The organism is Amycolatopsis sp. NPDC021455 (assembly GCF_040640995.1).
In the GTDB taxonomy this organism is placed as follows: Bacteria; Actinomycetota; Actinomycetes; order Mycobacteriales; family Pseudonocardiaceae; genus Amycolatopsis.
Genome location: NZ_JBFACT010000129.1, coordinates 1 through 10,116 on the forward strand (window position 1 = coordinate 1; position 10,116 = coordinate 10,116).

At 71.3% G+C, this 10,116-nt stretch carries 10 protein-coding genes and 1 pseudogene; 4 read left to right on the forward strand and 7 right to left on the reverse strand.

The genetic code is table 11. The features are described 5' to 3' along the window. Both AB0G28_RS48300 and AB0G28_RS48305 read right to left on the reverse strand, forming a co-directional pair. Window positions 1–147: pseudogene (locus AB0G28_RS48300) on the reverse strand (sugar ABC transporter ATP-binding protein); the annotation flags it as partial. Window positions 148–178: 31 nt separating this feature from the next. Further along, window positions 179–676, reverse strand: coding sequence for a universal stress protein (locus AB0G28_RS48305; protein WP_361106102.1), 498 nt, complete (start codon window positions 674–676; stop codon window positions 179–181). Between the two features lie 158 nt (window positions 677–834). On the opposite strand from AB0G28_RS48305, the gene gap reads away from it, so the two are divergent. Further along, complete coding sequence (gene gap / locus AB0G28_RS48310) at window positions 835–1,848, forward strand: type I glyceraldehyde-3-phosphate dehydrogenase (RefSeq protein WP_361106105.1); 1,014 nt, start codon at window positions 835–837, stop codon at window positions 1,846–1,848. Between the two features lie 76 nt (window positions 1,849–1,924). On the opposite strand, the gene AB0G28_RS48315 is transcribed toward gap, so the two are convergent. The 4 genes from AB0G28_RS48315 to AB0G28_RS48330 form a co-directional block, all read right to left on the reverse strand. Then, window positions 1,925–3,061: a hypothetical protein gene (locus tag AB0G28_RS48315; RefSeq protein ID WP_361106108.1), complete on the reverse strand. Its 1,137-nt coding sequence runs from the start codon at window positions 3,059–3,061 to the stop codon at window positions 1,925–1,927. A 169-nt stretch (window positions 3,062–3,230) separates the two neighbouring features. Then, a complete protein-coding gene (locus tag AB0G28_RS48320; protein ID WP_361106111.1) occupies window positions 3,231–5,123 on the reverse strand; it encodes a hypothetical protein in 1,893 nt (630 codons plus the stop codon). A 73-nt stretch (window positions 5,124–5,196) separates the two neighbouring features. Beyond that, window positions 5,197–6,441: an FAD/NAD(P)-binding oxidoreductase gene (locus AB0G28_RS48325; protein WP_361106114.1), complete on the reverse strand. Its 1,245-nt coding sequence runs from the start codon at window positions 6,439–6,441 to the stop codon at window positions 5,197–5,199. A gap of 10 nt (window positions 6,442–6,451) precedes the next feature. Further along, window positions 6,452–7,114, reverse strand: coding sequence for a CBS domain-containing protein (locus tag AB0G28_RS48330; RefSeq protein ID WP_361106117.1), 663 nt, complete (start codon window positions 7,112–7,114; stop codon window positions 6,452–6,454). A gap of 149 nt (window positions 7,115–7,263) precedes the next feature. Here AB0G28_RS48330 and AB0G28_RS48335 point away from each other — a divergent pair, with 149 nt between their 5' ends. Continuing rightward, on the forward strand, window positions 7,264–7,500 hold the full coding sequence (locus AB0G28_RS48335) for a PLD nuclease N-terminal domain-containing protein (RefSeq protein WP_361106120.1): 237 nt from the start codon (window positions 7,264–7,266) through the stop codon (window positions 7,498–7,500). Here AB0G28_RS48335 and AB0G28_RS48340 read toward each other — a convergent pair. Beyond that, complete coding sequence (locus AB0G28_RS48340; RefSeq protein WP_361106123.1) at window positions 7,455–8,306, reverse strand: universal stress protein; 852 nt, start codon at window positions 8,304–8,306, stop codon at window positions 7,455–7,457. The two genes, AB0G28_RS48335 and AB0G28_RS48340, sit on opposite strands and share 46 nt — an antisense overlap. A gap of 208 nt (window positions 8,307–8,514) precedes the next feature. On the opposite strand from AB0G28_RS48340, the gene AB0G28_RS48345 reads away from it, so the two are divergent. After that, entirely contained in the window at window positions 8,515–9,123 is a 609-nt protein-coding gene (locus AB0G28_RS48345) for a DoxX family membrane protein (RefSeq protein ID WP_361106126.1), read from the forward strand. Between the two features lie 64 nt (window positions 9,124–9,187). After that, window positions 9,188–10,116 (forward strand): alcohol dehydrogenase catalytic domain-containing protein (locus AB0G28_RS48350; protein ID WP_361106129.1); only part of this gene is annotated, 929 nt, incomplete at its 3' end.

The window sequence follows — 10,116 nt, forward strand, 5'->3', positions numbered from 1 at the left end:
CGCGCCGTTGTCACCGACCAGCGCGGTCACCTGCCCGGCCGGGACGTCCAGATCAACCCCCGCCAGCGCCTGCACCGGCCCGAACTTCTTGGTGAGGCCACGGACGCGCAGCAGCGGCGTCCCGGCCGGTTCGGCGGCATCCGGGATCTCCGCGGGCCGCTCGGCGATGGTGGTCACGTCAGGCCTTTTCCCCGGCGACCTCGGCCAGCCGGCGGCCGAGCGGGCTGTCCGGCGTGCGCGCGGGCGGCGGGATCACGGCGACCGGGCAGGTCGCGTGCCGCAGGCAGGCGCTGCTGACCGAGCCGGCGAGCGCCGCGCGGACCTTGCCCTTGCCGTGGCTGCCGACCACCAGCATGGTCGCGTCCTTCGCCCGTTCGGTCAGCACCCCGGCGGGATCGCCGTCGGGCGCCGAACACCGGGCGGTCACGCCCGTGAGGTCCTTCGTCACCGCGGTGACGAGCGTTTCCAGCTCGTGGACGTGCACCCGGCGGGCTTCTTCGAGAGTCCGGTTCACGGACGCGTCGTCGAGCATCGCGTCGTGCAGCCACACCGTCACGACGTCCAGTTCGGCGCCGCTCACCGCCGCCTGCCCGGCCGCCCACACAAGGGCCGCCGTCCCGGCGTCGGAACCGTCGACACCGACGACGATCCGGCCTTTCGCGGTCGCTTCCGTCATCACCGCTCCTTTCGCAGTCCCTCGCACCTTCAGCGAACCCTTTCCGCGCGCCGGGCGAAGCGGTCGTTCTGCCCGAGCTGCGAGGACCTTGGGCCCTACGAAGTGCCGGCGCCACGGGAGAACCATCGGCGGGAGGTGACGAAGACAGGGAGAGACCCATGACGGTACGGCTCGGCATCAACGGATTCGGCCGCATCGGCCGCGACATCCTCCGGTGCGTCCTGGAAACCCCGGACAGCCCGATCGAAGTGGTCGCGGTCAACGACATCACGTCCCCGGAGATGCTGGCGCACCTGCTCGCGCACGACTCCACCTACGGGCGGCTGCGCACCCCGGTCGAGGTCGTCGACGGCGAAGCCCTGCGCGTCGGCGACCACCTGATCCAGGTCGGCTCCATCGCCGATCCCGCCCAGCTGCCGTGGGGCGAGTACGGCGTCGACGTCGTCGTCGAATCGACCGGCAAGTTCCGCACCCGCGAAGCCGCCGGCGTGCACCTGGCCGCCGGGGCGAAGAAGGTCGTGATCTCCGCGCCCGGCAAGGACGTCGACGCGACGATCGTGCTCGGGGTCAACGAGGACGACTACGACCCGGCGAACCACCACATCGTCTCGAACGCCTCGTGCACGACCAACTGCGTCGCGCCGATGGTGAAGGTGCTGCACTCCGCGTTCGGCATCCGGCGCGGCCTCCTCACCACGATCCACAGCTACACCGGCGACCAGGCCCTCCTCGACCGCCCGCACAAGGACCCGCGCCGCGCCCGCTCGGCCGCGGTCAACGTCGTGCCGACCAGCACCGGCGCCGCCAAGGCGATCGGGCTGGTCCTGCCGGAGCTGGCCGGCAAGCTCGACGGCGTCGCCGTGCGCGTCCCCGTCGAAGACGGCTCGCTGACCGATCTGACGGTGGAGCTCGAGCGTCCGGTGACGGCCGAACAGGTCAACCACGCGTTCGCCGAGGCCGCCGACGGCGACCTCAAAGGCATCCTGCGCTACACCGAAGCACCCATCGTGTCCCGCGACATCATCGGCGACCCGGCCTCCTGCGTGTTCGACGCCGAGCTGACCAAGGCCGACTCGCACCTGGCCAAGGTGTTCGGCTGGTACGACAACGAATGGGGCTACGCGACCCGGACGGTCGAGCTGGTGGAGCTGATCGGGCGGTCGCTGGGTTAGCTGCCTCGGGTGCCCGCCGGTGGTGCGACCCGGCAGGCACCCGTCCCCAGCCGGATGAGGCTCCTGGGATGCGTTGCTACGGGCGCAGTTTCCACATCAGGGCGTGCGTTTGGCCTCCTGCCTCGGTGGTGACGATCCCGCGCCCGACGGCGAAGCCCTGGTCGTTTATCGCGACGGCAGTGCAGGGATAGTCGATGTCGTTGGGCTTCGGGCAGGCGAGGCGGTGCACCGCGCCGCTGCGATCCCACCAGACCGGCACCATCTGCAGCGGGCTCAACGCGGCGTCGCCGATGGTGATGTCGTCGTTGTTCTGGGCGGTGGCGGACGCCCACTGCCCCGTGGGTGGCAGAGCAAGCTGGGACAACGTGCCGTTGCGCCAGCGCACCGCGGTGGGCATGCCGGAACCGTCGAGGTAGGCGGATCCCAGGATGGTGCCATGCTCGTTGATCTGCTTCGCGGAAGCGGACTCGCCCGGCAGGACGGTCGCGTGACCGGCAGGGTCCCAGGCGACGTTGCCGCCGACGACGGCGCCTCGCTCGTTTATGTCAGTGACAGCTGCGCCTCCGATTCCAGGCGGCAGGTCGAGCAGATGCGGCACTCCTGAGCGGTCCCAGAATCCGGGAACGGCAACCGAGCTCCATTGCCGGTAGCCGTCACCCACGATTGTTCCGCGATCGTTGATCGCCGTCGCCCAGGTCCACCTCATGCCGGGCAGTGCGGGCAGTTCGCTGACGAGCCCGGCCCGATCCCACCGGATCGGGCGCCATAGGAGGTCGCGGCTCCCGCTGGTCCCGATGGTCGTGCCGGTGTTGTTGATAGCGATCGGGTACAGGACTGAGTCTTCCGGGGGGAATCGCAGGTCGGTGAGGCTGCGGTCGCGGTTCCAGCGCAGCGCATGCTGGCGGCCGTCGGCCGTCGTCTCGCGCCCGATGATCTCGCTCCTGTCGTTGACCGCGATGGGCAAGGCGACATCGGTTCCGTCGGGCAGAACCGGCAGTACGGTCAGCCGCCCGACGCGATTCCACGTGCTCGGTCCGTACGGACCACCAGCGGAACTCAGACCGACCACCAGGTTGTGGTCATTCACGGCGATGGCCTCGGAATACACCGCGCCGGAGAGGACGCCGAGGTCGATGAACGGCGTTTCCGTCGCGCCGGCCGCCGGCGACACTCCGGCGGCCGTGCCCAGGCCAATAAGGACTGCCGCGGCCATTCGTGATGCGATTGATGGCATATTTCCCTCCCCATTCGGAAATTGTCAGACCCTCGACGGTCCGCTTGTTCCGCTCACGCGGCAAGGGTCGGAAGTCACCGGCACCCGCCCACCGGTCACGCGATGCGTGCCGGCGGGTAGGGTGCCCTGCGGTGCCGGAAGCCGGCCGTCAGATCCGGCGACGCCTGCTGCCGAGCACCAGGGACACCCCGGCGGTGAACGTCAGCAGCCCGCCCAGGGCGAGCCAGCCGACACCCACGCCGGTCGAGGCGAGGCGCCCGGGTGCCGGCGCGGACGCCGCGGCGACCGGTCGCGCGTGGCCGGGCCGGACGGGCAAGGCACCTTGGCCCGAAGGCGGATTCGGCGTCGGCGGGACGGCGTCCGGATCCGGCTGGTCCGGTCCGGGCACCACCACGACCCAGTGCAGCTCGGAGCCGTCGTCGCCGCCGCGGACGAGGAAGAGGGGCGGACCGTAGGCCCCCCGCCACGGCCCCACGATCCCGACGTCGTAGCGGTCGGCGGGCAGGCCGAAGAAGGTGAAATGCCCTTCCGCGTCGCTCACCGCACGCGCCACGATCGCTCCGGTCACCTGGTTGCGCAGGTACACCTTCACCCCGGGCACCGCCTCGAACCGCGGCCAGCATCCGCAGTCGTAGACGGGTGTGACGAGGTACCCGACGGACTTGATGGCACGAGCGCCGGGGACCCGGGCCGTCGCAGACACCTCCACCGCGGCGTAGTACCCAGGAGGTTGGACCCGGCAGTGGACCTCCAGGTAGCCGTCGATGACGGCTACCTGCCGGACCGGGATGGTGATCTCGAAGGTCCGCGATGACCGGGGCTGAACGGTGGCGCCCGGGCCGGCCGGGTCCAGCTCGCCCAGGCCGACCGGTTGTGCGTAGTCGTTCGTCCAGCAGTACGCGGTCAGGCCGGGCACCGGACCGCGGCCACTGTTGGCCACCGTGATGAACATCCGGGCTGTATCGCCCCCGGCGTAAGTCGGCGCGGACAACCTGGCGGTTCCCGTCAGCCAGCCGGTGATGTCGTACTCACCCCGGAGCACCACCTCGGGTTCACTCACCCCGTCCACCTCCACGGCGGGGTAGGTGAAGGTCCAGTCGGGAGAGCTGGGGTAGACGTGCCAGGTACCGGCGAGCAGATCGTGGAAGGCGAACCGGCCCTGACTGTCGGTCACCGTCTCGGCGGACCAGCCGGCGCCCTGACCCGAAGCCTGGATGCGCAGGCCGGCGAGTTCTTCACCCGGGTCGAGCACGTGATTGCGGTTGTAGTCGCCGTAGGCGATCCCGGTGAACCCGCCGCGCACCACCGTGAGCGGAGCCGTGATCGTGACCGAGTTGTCCGCAGGCTCCGCGTCGGGTTCGGCGGAGCTGACCTCGACCTGCAGGCGCACGACATTCTCCGAGAAGTCGGCGATCCACGCCCAGGTACTGCCCTCGGCAGTCTGCCCCGGCGCCAGGACGATGTCCATGCCGGTGAAACCGGTCCAGGTGTGGGACGCCAGGGTGCCTGAATCGGTCAGCCGGACGCGGGTGGCCGTGCCGGTGCCGGCGTTCACCACGGACACCCGCACCCAGACCGGGTCGTTCTGCCGGTAGGACGGTTGACCGAACGCCGCAGTGAGCCGCAGGTCCGGCTGCTCAGGCTGGGCGGCGGGCGGTGTGGTGACCGGCGTGGTCGACACCGGCGATGTCCCGGACGCCGACGGCGGCGCCGGTGCGGACGGCGGGTTCTTGACAGCGGTCTCCGACGACTTCACCGGTGTGGGCGACGTTTTGGCTGTCGGCGTCGAGGTCGCCGTCGGAGACTTGGTGGTCGGCGCCGGTTTGGTGACGGGCGCCGGTTTGGTGGTCGGCGCCGGTCTCGATGTCGGCGACGGTTTCGGCGTCGGGGTTTCCGACGCGGATGGCGCCGGTGAACTCGCCGGTGCCGCGGCGGAAGCCGGGGATCCGGTTTCCGCGGCGAACACCGGCCCGGCCGACACGCCGAGGGACATCGCCACCGCCAACGTGGCCGCCGCAGCCACCCGGGACAGTCGTTTCATCTTCGCTCCTCCCGTTCCGCGGCCGTCACCGGGCCGCTGGGGCCTTACCGCGAGCCGCCGTGAGCGCGGCTCTTCAGCGTCCGGCCGGCTCCGGGAACTGCTTTCCCGCCCGCGGCATCTCGCTCGACACGCCGGGGAGGTCACGGCCGGGCAGCAGGTTGTGCCAGTAGAACCACGGGGACAGCAGGCTCCCGAGGTGGTTGAGCCGCGACTCCTTCAGCAGCGGCAGTCCCGTCTCCGCCGGGAAATGGCCGGGGAGCGGCTCGGTGTCGTAGTTGAAGTCCATGAGCAGCGCTTTGCCGAAACCGCTTTCGACGAAGCAGGTGGTGTGCCCGTCGAAACTCGCGTCGAGGGGCCTGCCGTCAAGGAACTGCCCGACGTTGCGGGCCAGCACCTCTCCCTCGAAGTACGCCACCGAGGCCGTCTTGGCTGCGGGCAACGCCGCGGCGTCCCCGATGACGAAGATGTTGTCCTTCACCTCGGCGCGCAACGTGTGCTCGTCGGCGCGGACGAACCCAAGCTCGTCACCCAGGCCGGGCGATCTGTCCACATAGGACGCTCCACCGTGCCGCGGGACGACCACCGCCTGGTCGAACGCTACCTCCCGGCCGTCGGCCGAGACCAGCCGCTCGCCGGTGCCGTCGACCTCGCCGGTGGCGAAGCCGGTCACCAGCTCGATGTTCTTGGCCGCCAGCAGCCCCGCGAGCGTCCGGGCCGCCACGGGTTCGTCGAACGCGGCGTCCAGCGGCGTCACGTAGGTCAGCTCGACCCGGTCCCGGATGCCGCGCCTGGTGAAGAACCAGTCGGCGAGGAGGCAGAACGCGAGCGGGGCGACCGGGCACTTGACCGGGAGCCCGAGAACGTCGACCACCAGGCGGCCGCCGTCGAACGCCCTCAGCGCCGAGGCCAGGCCCACCGCGCCGTCGAGGTCGTAGAACGTGTCGACGTGGGACCGCCAGCCCGGTCCGGTGAGCCCGTCGGTCTTCTCCGGCAGGAGCGTGGCTCCAGTGGCGATCACCAGAGCGTCGTAGCGGAGCACGGTCCCGTCCGCCAGGTGCACGCGGTCCGCGTCGACGTCGACACGGTCGACTTCGCTGCCGTGGTAGCCGGTCCCGTCGGCCAGCTGACGGGGGCGCGACCGGACGAGTTCGTCGGCGTCGGCGGTCCCGAACGGCACGAACAACAGGCCCGGCTGGTAGACGTGGTCGTCGTCCCGGTCGACGACGGTGATCTGCGCGCCCTCGCCGAAGTCGCGGCACAGGCGGTTCGCCGCGAGCGTTCCCCCGGTTCCCCCGCCAAGGATGACGATGCGTTTCACCGTCGCCTCCTCAGCGCAGTCCGGCGGCCGCGCCGTCGTCCTGGGCGTACTTCAGGCGGTTCCGCACCGCGACGACTCCGGGCACGGACTCGGTCAGCCACTCCGCGCGCTCCACCTCGCTGCGCCGGTCGATCACCCCGCTCAGCGTCACGACGCCGTCGTCGACCCGCACGGTGACCGTCGAGGGATCTGCCCAGATCGACCGCTGCAGCACGTCGCGCTCGACGAGTTCCTTGATCTCCTCGTCCGGGCGCAGGAAGGCACGCAGGACGTCCCGGCGGGCGAGGACGCCGATCAGCCGGCCCGAGCCGTCGACGACGTACAGGCGGCGCAGCTTCGCCTCCACCATCCGGCGGGCCGCCCCGGCCACCGGCTCGTCCTTGGCGACGGTCGGCACGCGCCGGGTCATCAGCTCACGAGCGGTCAGCCCCTGGGCTTTGGTCCACACGCGACGCTTCCCGAAGAGCGGCTCCGCACGGCGGCCGTCGCGGCGGTGGCGGGCCAGCAGGTCCGCCTCGTCGACGACGCCCATCGGGCGCCGGTGGTCGTCGAGCACCGGGATCGCGGCGATACCGTGCTCCGCCAGCAGCGAGACGAGCTCCTTGAACGTCGTCCCGGGACCGGCGGTCACCACCGGCCACGTCATCAGATCCGACACCTGCGGACCGCGCATCACACACCTCCGTCGGACGGTTCTCTTCACGTTACGAATCCGCATCGCCGCCGGTCTGCGGGCGAGGGTCCCCGGCCGAGAGGTCTTTCGCCCCTTTGCCCGCGCCCTCGGATGGCCTTGCCTGGAACGACTACCGGAAAGGAGCAGTCATGACCGAGCACAAGCGGTGGCGCGACCTGAGCCCCCGGCAGCGCGGCCGGATCCGTCTCGCGGCGAGCGTCCAGCTCCTGCTCGCCGCGGCCGCGTGGTGGGATCTCGCGCACCGGCCGGCCGCCCAGGTCCGGGGCCCGAAGTGGCTGTGGGCCCTGGTGATCGCGGTGAACTTCGTCGGTCCGGTGCTCTACTTCGCCCGCGGCCGCGCCACCACCACCGGGCAGAGCGCGTAGGACATCAGCGCCTGGCTCGTCGACCCGAGAGCCAGGCCGCCGAGCCCGCCCCGGCCGCGGCTGCCGACGACCAGCAGCTGCGCCCGGTCGGCGTAGTCCAGCAGCCGCTCGGCCGCGCGGCCGGCCACGACCTCGCGGTCCACCACCACGTCCGGGTACTTCTCCGCCCAGCCGGCCAGTCGCTGCGCGAGCAGTTCCCGTTCGTATTCCTCGGCGGCCTTCCCCGTGTCCCACCAGCCATCGCGGTGGCGGCAGTGCACCGCGATCAGGGGGACGTCCCGCCAGGACGCCTCCTGGAACGCGACCGCGATGGCCTCTTCACTCACCGGGCTGCCGTCGATCCCGACCACGACCGGTCCTTCGGCGGGCGGCTCGTCCTCACCGGCGTGCGGGCGGACCAACGCCACCGGGCAGTGCGCGTGCGCGGTGAGGGCCACCGTGACCGACCCGAGCAGGACCCGGCCCAGCGGCCGCAGTCCCGGCGTGCCGAGCGCGAGCATCGCCGCGTCGCCGGATTCGGCGACCAGCGCGTCGGTGGCCTGTTCGCTCCGCAACACCGTTTTCGCGTCGACGCCGGAGGCCGCGTCACGAGCCTCGGCCAGCATGACCCGTCCTTGTGCCCCGGCCGCTTCCAGCAGCTGCTCGTACGTTGGATCGGCCCTCGGGTAGGGCACGGGCAGTTCCGGGAGCGCGTGAACCAGGCGCAGGGCGAGTCTCCGTTCCCGCGCGACGCGCGCCGCCCACCGGACCGCCGCGAGTGCTCCGGCCGAACCGTCGACACCGACCACCAGTTCCCTGCCGCTCATCGGATTCCCCTTTCGCCTCCCGGGAGTCAACCGGCGTACGCCCACGCCCGCGCGAGGCTTCGGCCACGTTCCGCGAGGACTTCGGTCCTTCCCGCGCCGTCCCCGTCAACCGGCGCCCAAGGGCCTCCCCGCCGGGGACTTTCGGCTCCAGAAACCGTGGTGACGCCGGAAGAAACTGGCCGCAGCACCGAAAGAACGGAGGTTTGCCATGTCCATCAAGCCGGACGCGAAGAAGACGGCTCCCACCCCACCCCCGGCCCACCGGGTCACCGAACCGGCGCCGATCCCCGATTTCGTCGCCGGGCCCACCGTCGCCGGGAAGTCCCTGGCCGTCCTGCGCATCGCCACCGGGTTCGTCTTCCTGTGGGCGTTCCTCGACAAGCTGTTCGGCTGGGGTTACGCGACCCCGTCGAAGGGTGCCTGGATCAACGGCGGCTCGCCGACCAAGGGTTTCCTGAGCAACGTCCACGCCGGGCCGTTCGAGTCGATGTTCCACTCCTGGGCCGGCACGTGGTGGGCCGACTGGCTGTTCATGCTCGGCCTGGCCGGCATCGGTATCGCCGTCATCGCGGGCGTGGGGCTGCGCATGAGCGCCGCCGCGGGTGGCCTGATGATGCTCATGATGTGGGCCGCCGAGTGGCCGCTCGCGCAGACCATGAGCACCGGTGAGCCGACGCACTCGACCAACCCGATCGTCGACTACCACGTCGTCTACGCGCTCGTCCTCATCGCGCTGGCCGCCGCGGCGGCCGGGAACACGTGGGGACTGGGCCGCCGCTGGGCCGACCTCGTCGGCGACCGCAAGTGGCTGCGCTGAACACCGTCGCCCCAGGGCGCCCGCCGTCGGCGGGCGCCCTTTCCCCTGTCCGAAAGGAAAACCGATGAAGGCACTCGTGTACGACGGCCCGGGCCGGCGCAGCTGGACCGACCACGCCGACCCCGAAATCGCCACGCCGACGGACGCGATCGTCCGGGTCGACGCGGTCACCATCTGCGGCACCGACCTGCACATCCTCAAGGGCGACGTGCCCGAGGTCGAGCGCGGCCGCATCCTCGGCCACGAAGCGGTCGGCACGGTCGTCGAGACCGGGTCCGCGGTCACCACCGTCAAGACCGGTGACAAGGTCCTGGTTTCCTGCATCTCCGCGTGCGGCCGGTGTGAGTACTGCCGGAAGGCGGCCTACGGCCAGTGCCTCGGCGGCGGGGGCTGGGTCCTCGGGCACACGACCGACGGCGTCCAGGCGGAGTACGCCCGAGTCCCGTTCGCCGACACCTCGACGTACGTGGTGCCGTCCGGGGTGAGCGGCGAGTCGGCGCTGATGCTGGCCGACATCGTCCCGACGTCCTACGAGGTCGGGGTGCGCAACGGTGGCGTCAAACCGGGCGACACGGTGGTGATCGTCGGGGCCGGGCCGATCGGGCTCGCCGCGATCACCAACGCCCAGCTGTTCGCCCCGAGCACGATCATCGTGGTGGACAAGGAACCGGCCCGCCTCGACGCGGCGAAGTCGCTCGGCGCCGACGTGCTGGTGCACCCCGGCGACGCGCCGGCCGCGGTGGCCGAGGCGAGCGGCGGCCTCGGCGCGGACGTCGCGATCGAAGCGGTCGGCGTCCCGGAGACGTTCGAGCTGTGCACGCGCTTGGTCCGCCCCGGCGGGCACGTCGCGAACGTCGGCGTGCACGGCGCGCCCGCGACGCTGCACCTCGAGGAACTCTGGATCAAGAACGTGACCATCACGACCGGGCTCGTCGACACCTCCAGCACGCCGATGCTGCTGCGCATGCTCGCGGCCGGCCGCCTGGACACCAG

Coding starts and splice junctions, on each gene's coding strand:
- AB0G28_RS48305 (WP_361106102.1), bottom strand. CDS start 676: ATGACGGAAGCGACCGCGAAAGGCCGGATCGTCGTCGGTGTCGACGGT.
- gap (WP_361106105.1), top strand. CDS start 835: ATGACGGTACGGCTCGGCATCAACGGATTCGGCCGCATCGGCCGCGAC.
- AB0G28_RS48315 (WP_361106108.1), bottom strand. CDS start 3,061: ATGGCCGCGGCAGTCCTTATTGGCCTGGGCACGGCCGCCGGAGTGTCG.
- AB0G28_RS48320 (WP_361106111.1), bottom strand. CDS start 5,123: ATGAAACGACTGTCCCGGGTGGCTGCGGCGGCCACGTTGGCGGTGGCG.
- AB0G28_RS48330 (WP_361106117.1), bottom strand. CDS start 7,114: ATGCGCGGTCCGCAGGTGTCGGATCTGATGACGTGGCCGGTGGTGACC.
- AB0G28_RS48335 (WP_361106120.1), top strand. CDS start 7,264: ATGACCGAGCACAAGCGGTGGCGCGACCTGAGCCCCCGGCAGCGCGGC.
- AB0G28_RS48340 (WP_361106123.1), bottom strand. CDS start 8,306: ATGAGCGGCAGGGAACTGGTGGTCGGTGTCGACGGTTCGGCCGGAGCA.
- AB0G28_RS48345 (WP_361106126.1), top strand. CDS start 8,515: ATGTCCATCAAGCCGGACGCGAAGAAGACGGCTCCCACCCCACCCCCG.